We start from the raw sequence: 17,434 nt of genomic DNA on the forward strand, positions 1-17,434 counted from the left end.
CGGGAATGGTTTAGTCCCAGAACGTTTTGAGAAACGCTTCGTGCTGAGCCTGAAAGCGCTCCAGGTCCGGGCCGGATAGAGACAATTCCACCTGCCGTGCCAAACGAATGCCTTCCTTTCGAAGCTCTTCTTGTCGCGCCCGGTCAGCGATTGGCGTTGCGGCATTAGACAGTGTTTGCAGCATGACTTCAGCGGCAATCGGGCTTGAGGCAACGCCGCTCCTGATCGCGCCAAAGCCCCGCTTCACATAGTGTTCGAAATTGTCCGGAGACGGAATGACCGGGCATTCGTCCTCACCATCCTTGCAAATTGCCCGTCGCAGGTCACGTCGGCCAATTTCTGATGTCGCCGCGCCCAGCCAGTGCAGTGCGGTGATCGCGGTGAAGGGGTCATTGATGCCAGGCGAAAGCGCGCGCAGACCGATCTCCACCAACTCATCAATCAGGAATTGCGGGTCCTGTTCAGGAGTTCGTGTCGAGCCAAGCGAGAAACACTCGCGCACCCGCTGCTCGATGTCGCTCGGATCGCATCCGCTAATCTCCAGCAATGGCAGGTCACGGTGTACGAAGTCCCCAGTCCGCACCCTCAACGAAAAGGTCGCATCGCATTTTCGTGCGAGATCGACGAGGTCCTGATAGTCGATCATCTGAACGTAACCTGTGCCCCATGACGTCAGTACTTTCCCCCGGACCTGCGGTTTTGCTTCAGCAAAGCTGTCTTCAACTGGAAACGTATCGCGGATCATTTCCAGCAGCCGCGTGCCGATACCTTTCAGAACCTTGTTGATGCGGATCGATGAAGGGACGTGGTTGAGAAAGAAAACCAGCACCGCGATGCACAACGCGAGCAGGCCGTATGCCACAAGCAGGGACAGTTGCGGCGTAAAACCGGGTAGTGCCGAGCCAGCCGTGACTGCAGGTGTCTCGTCCTCCGCCCGCACTGCGCGCAGCACGATCAAGGCGTAAACAAAGCTGCCGATAAAGGTCGCAAGACTTAACTGATTGCCGCGATCCTCCATGAAATTGGTGAGCAGGCGGGGTCCGTAATTGCCGCTTGCGTAAGCGACGGCTGCGATAGTGATCGAAAAGACAGTCGACGCCACGCCGATCATGCTGCCTGCCATGATAGTAAGCATATCCGCTGCGCCCTTAGGGCGGGCGGGGACAAGCCATTGCACGTCGCTGAGGTATTCAGCGAAGCCGTGCCGGTCGAGATAGACCATTGTGAGCGCTAAAGCTGCTGCAACCAGCGAAAACAGCGCTGGATAAAACCAGTAATTGGCGTTTAGCCGCGCCCACATGAACTTGATCTCAGCTGTCATGCCGGATCAACGCGTGAACCCGCTAATGGGTTGCAAGTTTTAATCGCCCGTGGGTACCTCGCTCGCGGGCATATCTTCGATCTGCACTTCGCCAATGTCGCCCTTGCCGACTGTGCCGCTCGCCATTTCGAGCATCTTGTCGAGGCTCTTCTTCGCGGCGAGGCGCAGTTCCTCGTCGATCTCGATACGCGGTTCCAGATCGCGCAGCGCCACGTAGAGCTTCTCCATCGTGTTGAGCGCCATGTAAGGGCAGATATTGCAGGAGCAGTTTCCGTCCGCGCCCGGCGCGCCGATAAAGGTCTTTTCGGGCAGGGCCTTTTCCATCTGGTGCATGATGTGCGGCTCTGTCGCGACGATCAGCGTGTCGCCTTCAAACGTCTTGGCGTAATTGAGGATGCCGCTGGTCGAACCGATATAATCGGCGTGATCGAGGATCGTCGGCGGGCATTCCGGGTGCGCCACGATCGGCGCGTCAGGATACTGCTCTTTCAGCTTGAGCAGCTCGGTCTCGCTGAACGCCTCGTGCACGATGCACACGCCCGGCCACAGCAGCATTTCGCGCCCGAACTTGCGGCTGAGATAGCCGCCCAGATGCCGGTCCGGGCCGAAGATGATTTTCTGGTCTTCCGGTATCTGCTGCAGGATCGTCTCCGCGCTCGATGACGTGACGATCACGTCCGAGAGCGCTTTCACTTCAGTCGAGCAATTGATGTAAGTGAGCGCGATGTGGTCCGGGTGCGCCTCGCGGAAAGCCTTGAACTTCTCCGGCGGGCAGCTGTCTTCGAGTGAGCACCCTGCGTCCATGTCTGGCAGGACCACGATCTTCTCCGGGCTGAGAATTTTCGCGGTGTCCGCCATGAACTTCACGCCGCAAAACGCGATCACGTCCGCATCGGTCTCGGCTGCCTTGCGGCTCAGCTCCAGACTGTCGCCCACAAAGTCCGCAATGTCCTGGATATCCGCGGTCTGGTAATAATGCGCGAGGATCACCGCATTGCGCTCTTTGCGCAGGCGGTCGATCTCTGCCAGCAGGTCATCGCCAGTGGGGACTTTGGTCTCGATGCTCATTCAATCCATCCAGTCAGCTGAAGTGTTTGTCTTCATATAGAAAGAATGCCGCAAAACGCGAGTGCGTTCCGTTCGCAGGCAGTTGCAAGTGCTTACATGCTGAAGCCGGGCGGCAGGAATGGCTCAATCGGGCGCTCTGCACCGGGTGTGCCAGCGATGACCCATTCGGTTACGGCCATGCCGAGGCTCGTATGTGCGATTGCAACTGAAACCACGAATACCGCGAGGTAAAGGCCGAGTCCCCAGAAATAGGCCGGGTGGACGCGCCCCTCGCGCCGCCAGTCTGCGATCATGCCGATAACCGGGAAGACCATCGTTGTGAGCGTAGTGATGGTCCATGCATGGGGAATCATCAACGGCAGAGGGAGCAAACGGCCAAGCCCCGGTCCGGTCAGGATCGCCATGGCGCACAGCATCAGGCGGCGGTGCCAACCGGTGTAACGGCGCCGTTTGAGGGCCCACCAGGTGAGGCCACCGAACAGCCACAGGAAGGCCATGTTGCTCCACAGAAACTCGCTGACGTGGAAGAAGAACGGACCGCCATTGCGCCTTGCGACGACGATCATGATGAGGCTTCCGGCAGCGACCATCAGCGGAACCATCATGTAAGCAAGCTTGCCCAGGCGAACATGCAGCGCGCGATTGCCGCGTGCGATGGATAGATGCTGCGCCAGATAGAGACCGATCCAGCTCATGAAGATCACGCCGTGGACATGATACGGCCATGGCAAGGCGAAATTCGATCGTCCGGCCACCAGGTTGAGCGAGAAGCCAGCCACGATCACGAGCGACATGATCACCGCCATGATGGTGAAGAAACGCGTACCTTCAACCGGCCGGGCGGTTTGTTCGCCTGCAACAGATCCCATGTGATCCCCCCAATCCCCTAACTCGAAACTAGAGTGACAAACCGGATTGCGTCAATTGATGGCGCGCGCCTGACTGCAAAGGCGGCCTCGGGGGCCTCTGCGGAATGTCCGCTTCCCACCCGCTGGCGGACATTTCCTACGCCGCGGGTAGGCACTAGACTGAGAGCGCTCTTTGACCTTGTCGATCCTGCCTGCCTGCCTGCCTGCCTGCCTGCCTGCCTGCCTGCCTGCGCGCCAAACCCGTGTTCGAGCGCGCTGATGTTGTGGGAAATAATGTTGCGCTGAGCGCCCAGCAAATTCGCGCCCAGGACTGTGTAACATGTGTATCCAACATGCCCGCGCGAGCGATGGGGCCGCCATCAATTCGCGCGCCATTCCTCATTGCTTCTGGAGACCTGACCGCGCTTTTCCAGATCGATCAGATGCGCCAGCACGCTCATCTGCGCAGCCTTGTTGAGGCGCGGGTCGAGCCCCTTGTACATATCCGGGATGAAGTCCTCGAGCGGGCGAGGGCGCTCCCCCAGAAGCCGGATGATCTGGTTCTCGCGCTGGCGGCGATGGCCGATCATGCCGCGCACCAGCTGGCGCGGTTTCTCAATCGGTGCGCCATGCGCCGAGTAATAGACCCGGTCTTCGCGTTCCTGCAGCCGTTCAAGACTGGCGAGGTATTCGCCCATGTCGCCATCAGGCGGAATGACCACGCTGGTGGACCAGCCCATCACATGGTCGCCAGTGAACAGCGCGCCGCTTTCTTCAAGCGCGAAGCACAAATGGTTGCTGGTGTGGCCCGGGGTGTGCACCGCGCGCAAAGTCCAGCCCCCTTCACCCGAACCGCCGGTCATCGCCTCGCCATCTTCCAGCACGCGGTCAGGCGCATAGGTCGCATCGAACGCCTCGTCTGCGCGTGTGCCCCATACGGCAAGCGCTTCATCGCTGATGACGAGCGGCGCGCAGCCAACCACCGGCGCTCCGGTCTTCTCGGCCAAAGGCGCTGCGGCAGGCGAGTGATCGCGGTGCGTATGCGTGCACATGATCGCGGTGACCTTCGCATCGCCAATCGCCGCCAGGATCGCCTCGATATGTTCAGGCTCGTCCGGGCCAGGATCGATCACGGCGACATCTGCGCCCGCGCCGACGATATAGGTCTGCGTGCCGGTATAGGTATAAGGCGAGGGGTTGGGGGCAAGCACGCGCCGCACCAGCGGTTCGCATTGCTCAGCCACGCCTGTGGGCCATGGTTCGGGAGGTAACGCCATGGCTTGCATATGAAGAATGACCGTGCACATGTCACGTCACAGAATTTGGGGAGATGAGTGTGAGCAAGTTTATCCTTGTCCTGGACGAAGGCACGACTTCGACGCGGGCGATGCTGTTCGATGGAGCGGGACAGGTTCATGCCATCGCGCAGCAGGATATCACGCAACACTATCCGCAGGCCGGCTGGGTCGAGCACGATGCGGCGGAGATCTGGGAAAAGACGCTTGCCTGCGCGCGCGACGTTGTGGTGGCAGCAGGGGGCTCTGAACAGATTGCCTGTATCGGGATCACCAATCAGCGCGAAACCGTTGTTGCGTGGGACAAGGATACAGGCGAACCGCTGTCGCGCGCGATCGTATGGCAGGACCGCCGGACAGCGGATTTCTGCGAAGAGCTGCGGAATGAAGGTCATGAGCCGCAAGTCCAGGTTCAGACCGGCTTGCTGCTCGATCCCTATTTCTCCGGCACGAAGATGCGCTGGATGCTCGATAATGCAAAGGCCGTAAAGACTGCGGCCGATGCCGGGACGCTTGCCTTTGGAACGATCGAAAGCTGGCTGGTCTTCAAGCTCACCGGAGGCGCAAATGGCGGTGTGCACATAACCGACGCGAGCAATGCCAGCCGCACCCTGTTGATGGCGCTTGACGGAGCGGGCTTCGACCACGGGCTGTGCGAACTTTTCGGCGTTCCGCATCACGCCTTGCCGCAAGTGGTCGACAATGCCGGCACGATTGCGACAACGGAACTGAGCCTGTTCGATGCCGCTATCCCGATCTCCGGTCTTGCAGGCGACCAGCAATCCGCCACTATCGGCCAGGCGTGTCTTGCTCATGGCGAGACCAAGGCGACCTATGGCACCGGCGCTTTTGTGCTGACGAACAAGGGTACTGAAATCCCGCGCTCCGGTAATCGTCTGCTTGGAACGGTGCTGATGCAGCTGGGCGGTGAACGGACCTATGCGATCGAAGGCTCTGTCTTTGTCGCAGGCAGCCTCATTCAATGGCTGCGGGATTCGCTTGGCATCGTCGGAGTCGCGAGCGAGACTGAAGCGCTCGCGCGATCCATCGAGGACACTGGCGGGGTAACGATCGTGCCCGCGCTTGCGGGGCTTGGCGCGCCGCATTGGCGGGCCGATGCACGCGGTGTGATCTCAGGCCTCAGCTTCGCCAGCGGAAAAGCGGAACTGGCGCGCGCAGCGCTGGAAGCGATGGCGCATCAGACGCATGACCTCGCTGAAGCTTTCGCTGCGGACGGGGCGGCATGGGACAGCCTGAAGATCGATGGCGGGATGAGCGCGAATGACTGGATGGCGCAGGACCTTGCCAACATGCTGGGCCTGACAGTCGAACGTCCCGGCTTTGTTGAGACGACCGCCTTGGGCACTGCGATGCTGGCCGCGGTGGGCGCTGGCCTGCACTCAGATCTTGCAACTGCTGCCGAAGCGATGCGGGGTGAGCTTACCCGGTTCGAACCGGATATGGATCAGTCGGTGCGCGATGCGCGACTGGCCCGTTGGCGCAAAGCCCTCGCGGCGGCATGAATGCGGATTGTAGCCGGGGTCAGGCGGAGCGCGATTCGGATTGCATGATGGCTCGCCCAAGGCGTTCGTGCATCGCGTGAACGCCTGGATGCGCGTCAAAGTCGCTCCGCCACGCAGAATCGAGACGGAATATCCGGCGGTGCAAGCGGATCGTCTCGTCGACCAGTTCACGGCTGATGGGATCGAGCCGCTCGACCTCAGCCTCGGTGGAGCCCTGATCCTCGGGCAATGCGCCATGCTGGCGCAGTTGGGCCGAGTTGAGTTCGCCGGAGAAATAGGCGCGCTGATTGAGCAGCCATGCAAGGATATGCATCATTCGCGTCGTCGCCTTCAGACCTTCGCTCGAGAAAGTCAGCCTGGCAAGGTCATCCTGCGCGCGACGCTCTTCGCCCAAGCCTTGTGCAAACACAGCGCGCACTTCGTCCGCTAGGACCAGCGCTTCGGTATACAGCGACTCGATAATCGGCTGGGAAAGAGATGTCGTTCGGCTCATGAGCTATCGATTATCCGGCGCACCGCGTGAACGCTAGCTGATCAACCATCTTTTCCAGCGATCGGTGATGCCTGTCCCGTTCCGATACGGTTTTGATGAATTTGGAGTAAAAACCGGTCGTTCAAACTTGCAAGCAAAACAATCGGGAGCGCCGCAAGTCAGGCTATGATGTCAGGCAGCAGAGTGTCTTCGATCTGCGCTATCTGGTCTTTCAACAGCAGCTTACGCTTCTTCAGGCGTGCAATCTGCAACTGGTCGGTGGAACCTGCCTGGTTCAATGCAATGATGGCTGCATCGAGGTCGCCATGTTCGCTGCGAAGCAGTTCCAGACGTTTGCGGAGCTCTTCTTCTGTCACTGCAATCGGCTCCCCAAGTTCGGTTTATCGTGATTCAGTCCGGATGCGACGATTCAATCTCCGGAAACTCTTTTCAAGATAGGCAGGTTATGTTTTGATGACAATTCGCGGTTCGTCCGCGCCTGGACGAGTCGCTCCGCCAACAGGGGTTCCCACCCACTTGAGGAGACACTTTATGGCATCGTCCCACGTCAATGCGCTGCAATCCAAACATGCTGGTCTCGAAGCGCAGCTTCGCGAGGAAATGAACCGGCCTGCGCCTGATGCAAAAACGATCCAGGACCTCAAGAAGCGCAAGCTCAGGATCAAGGAAGAACTCGCCGCGTCCTAGCGCGCGCTCACCTCTTTCAGCGATCCAAACGCGTCGTCAGCAAGTTTGCCGGATTTCGCTGTCCGAGTGAATACGCATTCCTGCAATCCAGCCATTCCGCATTTACCTATCCGTGTTATAGGCTGGTTCCATCATGACAGCCGCCGATGCCGCCAGACAGATACTGACCCGCTTGCACGAGGTCATGGCCTCGCGCCTCCATGCGCAGGGGAAGCTTGACCGTGTTGTCGATACGATTGGACAATCGCTCGATAGCGAGGTGTGCTCGATCTACCTCCTGCGCGAAGGGATGCTGGAACTGTTCGCGACACGCGGCCTGAACCAGAGCGCGGTCCACGTCACACGGATGGCAATCGGCGAAGGCTTGACTGGAACGATTGCCGCCAATGTCGAGACGCTCAACCTGGCTGAGGCAAAGGCTCACCCAGATTTCCAGTATCGACCGGAAACAGGCGAAGAGAAATTCCACAGCTTTGCCGGAGTGCCGATTGTCTATCGCGAGCGCGCAGTGGGAGTTCTGTGCGTCCAGCACGTCGATCCGCGGCGCTACGAGGATATTGAAATCGAAGCGCTTCAGACGACCGCAATGGTGCTCTCAGAGCTGATCGCAAACGCAGAATTGATTGACGAGGAAGATGCATCAGGGCTTTCGTCTGAACAGTCCGGGCCTCAGACGGTCACTGGTCTCACACTGGTCAAGGGGCTGGCGATGGGACACGCGGTCTATCACCAGCCGCGCGTCCAGATCACGCAGGTTATGGCCGACGATATCGAAGCCGAACGGCAGCGGGTCTATCGCGCCTTCGATCGTATGCGTGAGCAGATCGACACGATGGCCAGCCAGGCCGAGTTTGGTGTCGGCGGTGAACATGAAGAGGTGCTCCAGACCTACAAGATGTTCGCCTATGACGAGGGCTGGTCGCGGCGGATCAACGAAGCAATCGACAGTGGGCTGACGGCAGAAGCGGCGATTGAACGCGTGCAGCAGCGCACCCGGATGCGGATGCGCGAGATTGACGATCCTTTGCTGGCGGATCGTATGCACGATCTGGAGGATCTCTCGAATCGCCTGCTGCGTATTGTGTCTGGGCAGCTTGGCACTGCGGCATCGCAAGGCTTGCGTCGCGATACCGTGCTGATCGCACGAAACCTCGGCCCTGCAGAATTGCTCGAATACGATCGCCGCCGCCTGAAGGGCGTAATCCTTGAGGAAGGTTCGCTCACCGCGCATGTGGTGATTGTTGCCCGGGCCATGGGCATACCGGTGCTTGGCCAGGCGCGCGGAATTCGCGGTCTCGTCCGCGATGGTGATGAAATTCTGCTCGATGCGGGCGCTGCGTCAGCGACGATCCGACCCACCGCCAGTGTGGCAGAGGCTTTTGCGACTCGCTTTGCCAAGTCGAAAGAGCGCCAGGCAGCCTATGCCGCGCTGCGCGACGTGGAACCGTTCACGCGCTGCGGGACCCGCATTCAGGTCATGATGAATGCAGGGCTGCGCGATGATATGAGTGCGCTGGCCATGACTGGCGCTGATGGGGTGGGACTGTTCCGCACGGAATTCCAGTTCCTCGTATCAGCCACGCTTCCAGCTCGTGAAAAGCAACTCAGGCTGTATCGCGATGTACTCGAGGCAGCGGGCGACAAGCCCGTCATCTTTCGCACTGTCGATATCGGCGGCGACAAGGCCGTTCCTTATCTGCAGTCGGAAGAAAGCCAGTTCGATGAAAACCCGGCGATGGGCTGGCGCGCCCTGCGCATGGCGCTCGAACGCGAAGGTCTGCTGAAGGTCCAGGCGCGCGCCTTGCTGGAAGCGTCAGCTGGGCGCGAGCTCAATGTCATGTTCCCAATGGTGTCGGAACCATGGGAATTCGACCAGGCCAAGGCCGTCTTTGAAGACCAGCTTGGTTATCTCAGGAAGCAGAAAAAGATGCTGCCGGATGCCGTTCGGTATGGGGCCATGCTTGAAGTCCCGGCACTGGCGGAGACCCTCGACATCTTGCTTCCGCGTCTGAGCTTCCTGTCTATTGGCACAAATGATCTGACGCAGTTTCTTTTCGCAGCGGACCGCGCCAATCCAAAGCTCGCGCAGCGGTATGACTGGCTTAGTCCGGCCATTATTCGTTTCTTGCGCAGGGTCGTGCAGGGCACTGTCGGCTCGAATGTTGATCTGGGCGTCTGCGGAGAGATGGGCGGGCGCGGACTGGAAGCGCTTGCATTGATGGGCATAGGCATTCGCCGCCTCTCGATCACGCCGGCGGCTGTCGGCCCGATCAAGGAACTGGTCCGCAAGGTCGACCTCAACGAGTTGTCCGAAGCTATGACTGGTTGGCTGGCTGAGCCGGAAAAGAACCTGCGCGAGCAATTGCAGGTCTGGGCAACAGAACGCGGGATCGAATTCGATTGATCGCGGTGCCGAGCGCCATTGCTGCAGTGCAACGCGAGAAGGCGACCACTAGGCGCAGGCCAGCCCCTACTCATCGTATCGGCATGAATCTCGGGCTTTCAGATGCTTGACACAGCACACGGTTACAGATTTCTGTCCAAAAAAGGGCAATATCACGATATGGTCGGGTCATGAGCGGCGCAGAAGAAGCTGCGGGGGAAGAACTCCCGCTGGAAAGCGTAGGACAACGGCTTCGCCGCAAGCGCGAAGAAATGGGGCTTGGCATTGCTCAGGTCGCCTCGGAAACACGCATCCCTGAGCATCATCTTGTCACCATCGAAAGCGGCGATTTTTCCGCCTTGCCTGCAAAGACCTACGCGGTCGGGTTTTCGCGCAGCTACGCACGGCTGGTCGGGCTCGATGAAATGGCGATCGCAGACGAAGTGCGCGCGGAGCTGGCCGCCGCTGAAGATGCGCGCCAGGCTCGCCAGAACGCGTTTGAGCCGGGCGATCCCGGCAAGCTTCCCTCTTCCGGTCTTGCATGGGCAGGCGGTTTCGCTGCCCTGATCCTCGCAATTGGTGCGTTCAGTTTCTACTCGACATTCTATGGTGCAGGTAACGGTCCTGCACCATTGCAGCCTGATCCGGAGCCTGTCCTGGCAACGAATGAGGCGAGCAGCGCCACCGGCGAAGCCGCTGTCCAGCAAGGCGCAGTGAGCGGCGATGGTCAGGTCGTCTTCACGGCTCTCGAAGACGGCATCTGGGTCAAGTTCTATGATGCGCAGGGCGAACGCCTGCTGGAAAAGCAGATGGCGAGCGGTGAGCGTTTCGAAATTCCGTCTGACGCGCAAGGCCCGCAGATATGGACCGGGCGCCCGGATGCTTTTGCGATCACCATCAATGGTCGCGCCGTTCCCAAACTTGCTGAAGACGATTTCGTCATGCGTGACGTTGCGATCTCGGCAGAAGCTCTGCTGGCCCGCAACGAAGCGGAAGGTTCTCTGCCCGATGCAATCAACCAGGCGATGCCAAACCCTGCACCAGAAGCGCAGCTCAACTGATCTTTCCCACCGCTATGGCGCACCTGGCGCTCGACTTGACGCTTCGCTTTAGGCAGATTCTTGTCGTGTTCAGCCTCGGGGCAATACAAAGTGTGCATTCTTGGCTCGCTCGCTTGATGCGAGCCGAAACCGCCGGAAACCCGCTCGAAGGAGCCTGATTGACTATGTCTATTCCGTTCACCCGTCCGCTCATGGCGTTAAGTGCCGTGGCCGTTCTCGCGACAATGCCCGTACCCGCCATCGCACAGGATGGCCTTTCCGAGGCCCGTATCCGCAAGATCGAAGCTGAGATCCGCGCTTTGCAGCGCAAGGTCTTTCCAGGCGGCGATGGGCGTTTCTTTGAGCCCGAAATCCAGACTGTCGATCCATCCCGCCCTGCAATCAGCAACCCATCGACGACTGCCATCACGGATATTCTCGTAAGGCTTGATGCGATGGAAGCGCAGTTGCAGCGCTTGACCGGGCAGAGCGAGGAAAATGCGAATGCGCTATCGCAAATGGAAGCGCGACTGGCCGTGCTTGAGCAGAACGGTGCGGCAGAAGGCATCGCTGCACCTGCGATCGGCCCTGCTGCTCCTGCGGCAACGCCTGAAACGGACGAGCCGAGCGCGTCTCAATCCAATCTCGAAGCGATGACAGGTGGTGCCTCGCGGGTCACGCAAATCACCAGCCCTGCGCAGTCGGCTCCGTCGGGCGGTCCGTCTGCCGAGCGTCTGGCAGCGGTGCAGGAAATCACCAAACCGCAGACCGGTGATGATGGCGATGATGAATACACCTATGGCTTCCGGTTGTGGGATGCCGGTTTCTACCCCGAAGCGCAGCAACAGCTTTCACGTTTTGTCGAACGCTTCCCGAATCATTGGCGTGTTTCGTACGGGCGCAATCTCCTTGGACGCGCCTATCTCGATGACGGCAAGCCTGACGAAGCGGCCCCATGGTTCCTGCGCAATTACCAGATCGATAAGCAAGGTGTTCGGGCAGGAGACAGCCTGCTCTTCCTGGCTGAAAGCATGATCGCGCGGGGCGATACCAACCGGGCCTGCATTGCCCTCGCTGAGTTCGGCGAGGTCTATCCCGCACTCGCAACTGGCCGGTTAATGGAGCAGTATGAGGCCAACAGGGCTCGGGTTAAGTGCGGCTAGAGAGGCTGATCCTAAGGAGAGGGCACGATAACTGGGGCGATACATCCGCATCTTCTTGCGCGTTTCCGCGCTGACATCGCGCCGCTTTGGCCCCAGGGTACGCGGCTTGGAGTAGCGGTTTCTGGCGGGCCAGACAGCCTTGCGCTCGTGCTGCTGGCCCATGCTGCACGGCCTGACATGATCAAAGCGGCCAGTGTCGATCACGGCCTGCGCGCGGAAAGTGCAGCAGAATGCGCGGCGGTCGCGGCTCTGTGCGCGAAGCATGGGATTCCTCATGTCAGCCTGCGGGTCGATGTCCCACATGGCAATTTGCAGGATAACGCGCGGTCGGCTCGCTATTCGGCGTTGCAGCAATGGATGAAGCAGGACGCAATCCGCTATCTCGCGACCGCACATCATGCGGATGATCAGGCAGAGACTTTGCTGATGCGGCTTAACCGGGCGAGCGGCTTGGCAGGGCTTGCGGCTATTCGGCCTGTCCGCTTGCTGGATGAGGCGAGCGCTGAGGATGATCCGGAAGCGCAGTATCTGATCCGGCCCTTGCTCGGCTGGCGCAAAGCCGAACTCGAAGCGCTTGTGTCAACCGCCGGGATTGAGCCCGCGCGAGATCCGTCCAACCGCGATCCCCAGTTCGATCGCGTGCGGATGCGCGATGCTTTGGCAAAGGCTGACTGGCTCGACCCGCTATCGATCGCCGCAAGCGCCAAGCATTTAAGCGATGCGCTCGAAGGGCTTGAATGGGCCGCTGAGTGTGAATGGAACGCGCAGGTTCGTGAGAGCGGCGGCGAGATCGAGTATACGCCTTACGCGCCGAAGGCTGTGCAATTGATGGTGCTGGAACGCGCTTTCAAGCAACTGGGCGGCGCTCCCCGCGGCGGTGCCGTGGCTGCCCTGCGCGATCGCCTTGCAAGTGGCGAAGGTGGCAATCTGGCCGGTGTACTGGTGAGCGTCGAAGGGGAGAGTTGGCGGCTGCGACGTGAACCCCCCAGACGAAGCTGACATTGCTGCCACTCGTTCTGACCACGCCGCAGCCTAACCCAACATGAAATGGCAAAAAGCGCAGACGGGACCGTTATCTGTCGCTCTTGCCATTTGGGTACCGGCTCTTTGGAGAAGCCGGTTACTGGCTTGACGAAAACGGGATTGCCTCGCTTTTTGTAAACTGGCCAGCGTCCTGAAGTGCCTGTCCCTTCGCGAGACTCAGCGTTTCTCAAGTGTTAACGCTGCTCCTCGATCGCTGTTCTAGCCGTGTGCCCCAAAGGCATTGGCGATTGCGGTCGATATTCGCAGGCATAGCCCATAAGCGCGCTCAATCGGATCGATGTAATCACGTCCGATGGAGGCATAGCCATCCTGGCTGGCATCGGGATAATCGCTGGGCTCATTGACAGCAAAATCGTCAATGCTCGGGAAATGCGTCGGATAAGCCCGGCGCAGCTGCGCCAACGCATCGTCAATTCGCAGGCTGAAGACCATTTCCAGCACGTCGTCGCGGCTGATATCGTTCGCTCGGCTAAAGGCCGGGATAGACACCGCTTTCAAGAACATGTGCTGGAGCAAAGCGAGCCTCAGGGACTGTGCCGCACCGATGGCCCGGCGGATAGTTTCACGTTCATCGAGAGGGTTCTCGTCTGGCAGCAACGCAAGCAGGCGGTGCAGCTTCAGTGCATCCACGCGCAGCCGCGAAGCGAACCTGCGAAACACTCCGGTGCGGTCATCCTTGGTCAGATACTCTGCCAGTGTTTCGCAAGCGCCAGTCAGATGGCTTTCCGTGCCGCGATAGGGCCTGCTCGCCCAATAGGCCGAGTTGAACAGCTCGCCATAGGCTGCGACGGTCTTGATGCTGGCGAGCGCATTGGACGACCGCACAAGCCGGATCAATTGCTTGCCGCGTTCCGATTCCTGGATGAGCTGCGCGATGTCTTCATAGGCGCCGTCTGCTGCGCTCCCGACACCTGAGATGACATTGACCGGATAACCCAGCTGCTGGAGGATCGCATTGTGCGGGATCGCGCGGATTTGCCGCAGGCTCATGTCGCGGTCAGCTAACAGATCGCTTTGGCGGCGCGAGACGCGGCTTCCAGTGGAATTGAGGAGGCCAAGACCGAAAGCTGTCACCGCACGGGAATACGTGCTGCTCTCGAGATGCTCGCGCTGATGGCTGCGGACCGCACGGTAGAAGTCGAGGCTCAGGTCAGTACGACGATAGAACGGATCGGTTGGAGCCTCTGGATCTGTCTCCGCGGGACGAAGTTCCGCAATCCGGGTCAGTGTTGCCAATGCCAATTCAGGCGTTGAAAAGAACAGATAGCCGTCGCCGCCCTGGAAACTGACTTCAGGCTCAAGCCGAATGTCAGCGCGCGCAAAGCGACGCTTCGCCCATGGGCTGAGCGGCCAGTTCAACCGGTCTGCAAAACTGTCGGGATGCGCGCCGCGCCCCATGCTTTCGCCATGAGTATTGAAGATCAGCGCTGCAACATCGGTAAGGCCGTTCTTTTCCATCGCCTGGCTCAGACGACCTTGCAGCCGCTCGATCGCAAGGCTTGCCGGCAGTTGGCCGACGAAACGACCTGCATCGGAAAACCCTGTCTGGATTGCGACCCGGCCGCGGGTGCGGGCGTATTCGCGATAGATGTCCTCTTCCAGCAGCGCGTCGAGGAATCTGCCGCCATGCTCAAGCGCACTTTCGGTTTCGAAGAGCGGCGAGACATCGACATGGTCGTCGATCCCGAACAGCTTCGCGAAATAGAGCGCGGCAAGGATCGTCGAAGGTTGCTCGCATTCTGCGATCAACATGCGGATGGGTGCATCTTGATCCACGTGCGCAAGTATCTGTGCCATGGCGAGGAATTGGCGGATCGCGGTCGAGCTTTCGATTGCGAGTGCTGCAAAGTTGCTGCGCAGCGGTTTGACCTCTGCCAGCAACTCGCGCAGCACGACCATTGCGCCCTTGCTGGAAAGATCCAGCGTGTTGTCGGGGTCGATCTGTCGGCGGATCGCGTTGTGCAATTGGCTGGAGTTTACACGGAAGTGGATCCAGCCCATACCGAGGCCATCAGCGCGCATGGCCGACGCGAGTGTTTTGAGCTTGATGGCCCGGCTGTGCTCGCTTCCGCGCGCTTCCGCTTCGAGCGCTTCGATCAAAGGCACCAGGCTAAGCAGCTTGTGCGGGTCGTCTTCGGTCAAGCGATTGGCAGCCGCAGAGAGCGCCTCAGGTGCGCTCAGATCAGCGCTGAAATCCGCCGCGCGGGCTGCAGCGTATGCAGCCGCCGGGCGCAGGGTTTCGAGCAAGCCATGTTCTGCGTCAATTGCAGCGAGCGATGCGGCATAGCGCTCAAGCCGTTCAGCCTTTTCAGACAAGCGAAAGCCGATGGAGTGGAACCACTTGATGTCCGTGCGGCCATCCATGTCATAGCCGACCCAGCTGGCGAAGCGGAAAGGAAGGGGGGCGAAACCTTGCCATTCTGCGGGCCATGTCTTGGCCGCGTGTTCCAGCAATTGCGTAACAATAATGTCGCGCGCGTCCTGCGCATTGGCGATCGCGCGCATGGCTCTGTCATGTTCGAAATCGAGCGTGATCTGAGGGCGCTCAGCACCGGTCACGCAAACATCATTGTCGATATTGCCGTCCCGGCTCGCGGCTGTCGCGACTGCTTCCGATTGCGCGGGACTGAGCAGGAAGGTCGGATGCGCGGTGAAGACCGCATGCAGTTGCGGCACCTCCCAACTTGCCCTGAATGCATCGAAGTCATTGGATTTCAGAGTCTTGCCTAGAGCGTCGTAGTTGCTTGGCGGAGCTACCGGTGCGACAAGTCTGCGCAGCCGTGTTGCGCGGCTCTTCATGCTTTCGCATTCGAGCTCTGCGACAATGGTTTCGATCGTATCCAAGTCCATCGCGCCTGATTCCAGCTCGCGCGAAAGATCGAGGCCCAGTTGGAAGACTGGATTGAACAGCGGGGTTTCCTGTGTGCGCTGGTGCAGTTCCCTGAGGCGCGAGAGAAGGTCTGCGATGTTTCTCATGAGCCAAGCTTAGCGGCTTCGCGCGCTGTGGCGATTACGCTCGGACTATCGACGGGGCCGCGCGGTGACACCCAGCTTCCGCCCACACAAAGGACTGGTTCAAACGCAAGCCACTCTGGCGCATTTTCCAACCCGATTCCACCGGTCGGGCAGAACTTGCACTGGCCGAATGGAGCAGCGAGTGCTTTCAATGCTGGCAAGCCCCCTGCGGCCATTGCGGGAAAGAACTTGAAGTGCGTCAGGCCAAGATCCAGTCCGCGCATGATATCGCCTGCATTGGCAATGCCGGGAAGGAACGGGATTTCGCGTTCAATGGCGGCCTTTCCAAGCGGCTCGGTCAGGCCGGGCGATACGATGAACTCGGCACCAGCACCGATAGCCGCGTCAAGCTCGTCCGAGTTTGTCACTGTCCCCGCTCCGACGATGGCGCCGGGCACATGCTGCATAGCAGCCATCGCGTCGAGAGCGGCGGGTGTGCGCAACGTTACTTCCAGAACGGATAGACCGCCTGCGACCAGCGCTTCTGCGAGCGGGACCGCGTGTTCCACCTGATCGACCACTATGACCGGGATCACTGGCGCGGTACGCATGATCGTTTCAATGGGTTTCATGACAAATGCTCTCTTGCGAATGCAGCAGCCGCGCCGAACAGGCCGGGCTGAGGATGAACGATAAGTTTGACAGGCATATTGCCCATCATCCCGGAAAAGCGTCCCTTTGCGGCGAAGCGGTCAGCAAAGCCTGAACTCAACAAGGTTTCGCGGATGCGATATCCTAGGCCGCCCGCGATCACGACACCACTTGCGCCCTGGATGAGCGCGATATCGCCTGCGACTGAACCAAGCGCCAGGCAGAACCGATCCACCGCAGCGGCCGCGAGGCTGTCTTTCCCGCTGGTGCCTGCGGTCCAGATTGCCACGTCGTCCCGCTCGACAACGGCGCGGCCTTCCATGGCGGCAAGTGTCTGGTATATATCGACGATTGCTGGACCGGATACGACTCGCTCGTCGGATACGCGGGTGTGACGTTTGCGCAGCCGGGCAAGGATCGCGTCCTCGATCGAGTCGACCGGAGCAAAATCGCCGTGGCCGCCTTCGGTCGCTTGCACCCGGTAACTGCCTTCGCCATCGCGCCAAAAATGCGCGACCCCGAGGCCTGTGCCGGGGCCGAGCACGCTGATCGTACCACTGGCTGGAAGCTCCCGCTCTGGTCCTGCAAGATGCAGGAACTGTTCGGCGGGTGCACGCGCAGCTGCATGGGCGACAGCAGCGAAGTCGTTGACGATCGTGTAGCGTTCGCAGCCCAACCGCTCTGCGATCAAGGGCGGGCGGATGATCCAGGGGTTGTTGGTGAAGCGGATCAGGTCATGCTTGACTGGCCCTGCCACCGCCATAGCCACGGCAGAGGGTAGGGTGCCACCCATCCGCTCGCGGAAATCTTCCCATGCCGTCTGGAAGCTCGCATGGTCATCGGTATGCAGCGTTTCCGGCTCGCCCAGCGTGATCGCACCATCTTCAGCCACGCTCGCAATCGCAAAGCGCGCATGCGTTCCGCCAATATCGACTGCGACGAGCTGCGCTGCCCCCATCGCTC

Annotated in this window: 15 protein-coding genes; 6 read left to right on the plus strand and 9 right to left on the minus strand. The window is 60.0% G+C overall.

The genetic code is table 11. The features are described 5' to 3' along the window. Window positions 1-10 precede the first annotated feature (10 nt). The 4 genes from ACG9DO_RS05920 to ACG9DO_RS05935 form a co-directional block, all read right to left on the minus strand. The gene (locus ACG9DO_RS05920) at window positions 11-1,321 is read right to left on the minus strand and encodes a DUF2254 domain-containing protein (RefSeq protein WP_394730794.1); all 1,311 of its coding nucleotides are present in this window, start codon (window positions 1,319-1,321) and stop codon (window positions 11-13) included. Between the two features lie 39 nt (window positions 1,322-1,360). Further along, the gene (nadA, locus tag ACG9DO_RS05925) at window positions 1,361-2,389 is read right to left on the minus strand and encodes a quinolinate synthase NadA (protein WP_394730795.1); all 1,029 of its coding nucleotides are present in this window, start codon (window positions 2,387-2,389) and stop codon (window positions 1,361-1,363) included. A 92-nt stretch (window positions 2,390-2,481) separates the two neighbouring features. Further along, window positions 2,482-3,258 carry a hypothetical protein gene (locus ACG9DO_RS05930; RefSeq protein ID WP_394730796.1) on the minus strand — a complete coding sequence of 259 codons (777 nt, stop codon included), beginning with the start codon at window positions 3,256-3,258 and terminating at the stop codon, window positions 2,482-2,484. Between the two features lie 359 nt (window positions 3,259-3,617). Further along, window positions 3,618-4,514, minus strand: coding sequence for an MBL fold metallo-hydrolase (locus ACG9DO_RS05935; protein WP_394730797.1), 897 nt, complete (start codon window positions 4,512-4,514; stop codon window positions 3,618-3,620). 59 nt (window positions 4,515-4,573) lie between these two features. Here ACG9DO_RS05935 and glpK point away from each other — a divergent pair, with 59 nt between their 5' ends. After that, complete coding sequence (glpK, locus tag ACG9DO_RS05940; RefSeq protein ID WP_394730798.1) at window positions 4,574-6,055, plus strand: glycerol kinase GlpK; 1,482 nt, start codon at window positions 4,574-4,576, stop codon at window positions 6,053-6,055. 19 nt (window positions 6,056-6,074) lie between these two features. Here the strand turns inward: glpK and ACG9DO_RS05945 are convergent, their stop codons facing one another. Both ACG9DO_RS05945 and ACG9DO_RS05950 read right to left on the minus strand, forming a co-directional pair. Beyond that, window positions 6,075-6,548 (minus strand): DUF1465 family protein, encoded by a 474-nt coding sequence (locus tag ACG9DO_RS05945; protein WP_394730799.1) that lies wholly within the window; start codon window positions 6,546-6,548, stop codon window positions 6,075-6,077. A 158-nt stretch (window positions 6,549-6,706) separates the two neighbouring features. Beyond that, window positions 6,707-6,904 carry a YdcH family protein gene (locus ACG9DO_RS05950; RefSeq protein ID WP_394730800.1) on the minus strand — a complete coding sequence of 66 codons (198 nt, stop codon included), beginning with the start codon at window positions 6,902-6,904 and terminating at the stop codon, window positions 6,707-6,709. Window positions 6,905-7,079: 175 nt separating this feature from the next. Between ACG9DO_RS05950 and ACG9DO_RS05955 the strand changes: the two genes are divergently transcribed. The 5 genes from ACG9DO_RS05955 to tilS all read left to right on the plus strand — a co-directional run bounded on the left by ACG9DO_RS05955 (window position 7,080) and on the right by tilS (window position 12,820). Then, the gene (locus tag ACG9DO_RS05955; RefSeq protein ID WP_394730801.1) at window positions 7,080-7,235 is read left to right on the plus strand and encodes a YdcH family protein; all 156 of its coding nucleotides are present in this window, start codon (window positions 7,080-7,082) and stop codon (window positions 7,233-7,235) included. 133 nt (window positions 7,236-7,368) lie between these two features. Continuing rightward, window positions 7,369-9,639, plus strand: a complete 2,271-nt coding sequence (gene ptsP / locus ACG9DO_RS05960; RefSeq protein WP_394730802.1) for a phosphoenolpyruvate--protein phosphotransferase — start codon at window positions 7,369-7,371, stop codon at window positions 9,637-9,639. Between the two features lie 170 nt (window positions 9,640-9,809). Further along, window positions 9,810-10,679, plus strand: a complete 870-nt coding sequence (locus ACG9DO_RS05965; RefSeq protein WP_394730803.1) for a helix-turn-helix domain-containing protein — start codon at window positions 9,810-9,812, stop codon at window positions 10,677-10,679. A gap of 164 nt (window positions 10,680-10,843) precedes the next feature. Further along, window positions 10,844-11,821 (plus strand): tol-pal system YbgF family protein, encoded by a 978-nt coding sequence (locus ACG9DO_RS05970; protein ID WP_394730804.1) that lies wholly within the window; start codon window positions 10,844-10,846, stop codon window positions 11,819-11,821. A 75-nt stretch (window positions 11,822-11,896) separates the two neighbouring features. Then, on the plus strand, window positions 11,897-12,820 hold the full coding sequence (gene tilS, locus ACG9DO_RS05975; protein ID WP_394731211.1) for a tRNA lysidine(34) synthetase TilS: 924 nt from the start codon (window positions 11,897-11,899) through the stop codon (window positions 12,818-12,820). Window positions 12,821-13,063: 243 nt separating this feature from the next. Here tilS and ACG9DO_RS05980 read toward each other — a convergent pair whose 3' ends face one another. Genes ACG9DO_RS05980 through ACG9DO_RS05990 form a run of 3 tightly spaced genes read right to left on the minus strand, consistent with a single transcriptional unit; the run spans window position 13,064 to window position 17,429 of the window. Then, the gene (locus ACG9DO_RS05980; RefSeq protein ID WP_394730805.1) at window positions 13,064-15,841 is read right to left on the minus strand and encodes a phosphoenolpyruvate carboxylase; all 2,778 of its coding nucleotides are present in this window, start codon (window positions 15,839-15,841) and stop codon (window positions 13,064-13,066) included. Beyond that, on the minus strand, window positions 15,838-16,452 hold the full coding sequence (gene eda / locus ACG9DO_RS05985; protein ID WP_394730806.1) for a bifunctional 4-hydroxy-2-oxoglutarate aldolase/2-dehydro-3-deoxy-phosphogluconate aldolase: 615 nt from the start codon (window positions 16,450-16,452) through the stop codon (window positions 15,838-15,840). The genes ACG9DO_RS05980 and eda overlap by 4 nt, the downstream gene beginning before the upstream one ends. After that, a complete protein-coding gene (locus ACG9DO_RS05990) occupies window positions 16,449-17,429 on the minus strand; it encodes a glucokinase (RefSeq protein ID WP_394730807.1) in 981 nt (326 codons plus the stop codon). The genes eda and ACG9DO_RS05990 overlap by 4 nt, the downstream gene beginning before the upstream one ends. Between the last annotated feature and the right edge of the window lie 5 nt (window positions 17,430-17,434).

This window comes from Altererythrobacter sp. GH1-8, assembly GCF_043702085.1.
GTDB lineage: Bacteria > Pseudomonadota > Alphaproteobacteria > Sphingomonadales > Sphingomonadaceae > Erythrobacter.

Bases quoted from the DNA above. Each gene is read 5' to 3' on its own strand.
- ACG9DO_RS05920 (WP_394730794.1), bottom strand. From the start codon at position 1,321: ATGACAGCTGAGATCAAGTTCATGTGGGCGCGGCTAAACGCCAATTAC.
- ptsP (WP_394730802.1), top strand. From the start codon at position 7,369: ATGACAGCCGCCGATGCCGCCAGACAGATACTGACCCGCTTGCACGAG.
- ACG9DO_RS05930 (WP_394730796.1), bottom strand. From the start codon at position 3,258: ATGGGATCTGTTGCAGGCGAACAAACCGCCCGGCCGGTTGAAGGTACG.
- ACG9DO_RS05980 (WP_394730805.1), bottom strand. From the start codon at position 15,841: ATGAGAAACATCGCAGACCTTCTCTCGCGCCTCAGGGAACTGCACCAG.
- ACG9DO_RS05955 (WP_394730801.1), top strand. From the start codon at position 7,080: ATGGCATCGTCCCACGTCAATGCGCTGCAATCCAAACATGCTGGTCTC.
- ACG9DO_RS05935 (WP_394730797.1), bottom strand. From the start codon at position 4,514: ATGGCGTTACCTCCCGAACCATGGCCCACAGGCGTGGCTGAGCAATGC.
- ACG9DO_RS05970 (WP_394730804.1), top strand. From the start codon at position 10,844: ATGTCTATTCCGTTCACCCGTCCGCTCATGGCGTTAAGTGCCGTGGCC.
- eda (WP_394730806.1), bottom strand. From the start codon at position 16,452: ATGAAACCCATTGAAACGATCATGCGTACCGCGCCAGTGATCCCGGTC.
- ACG9DO_RS05990 (WP_394730807.1), bottom strand. From the start codon at position 17,429: ATGGGGGCAGCGCAGCTCGTCGCAGTCGATATTGGCGGAACGCATGCG.
- ACG9DO_RS05965 (WP_394730803.1), top strand. From the start codon at position 9,810: ATGAGCGGCGCAGAAGAAGCTGCGGGGGAAGAACTCCCGCTGGAAAGC.
- ACG9DO_RS05945 (WP_394730799.1), bottom strand. From the start codon at position 6,548: ATGAGCCGAACGACATCTCTTTCCCAGCCGATTATCGAGTCGCTGTAT.
- nadA (WP_394730795.1), bottom strand. From the start codon at position 2,389: ATGAGCATCGAGACCAAAGTCCCCACTGGCGATGACCTGCTGGCAGAG.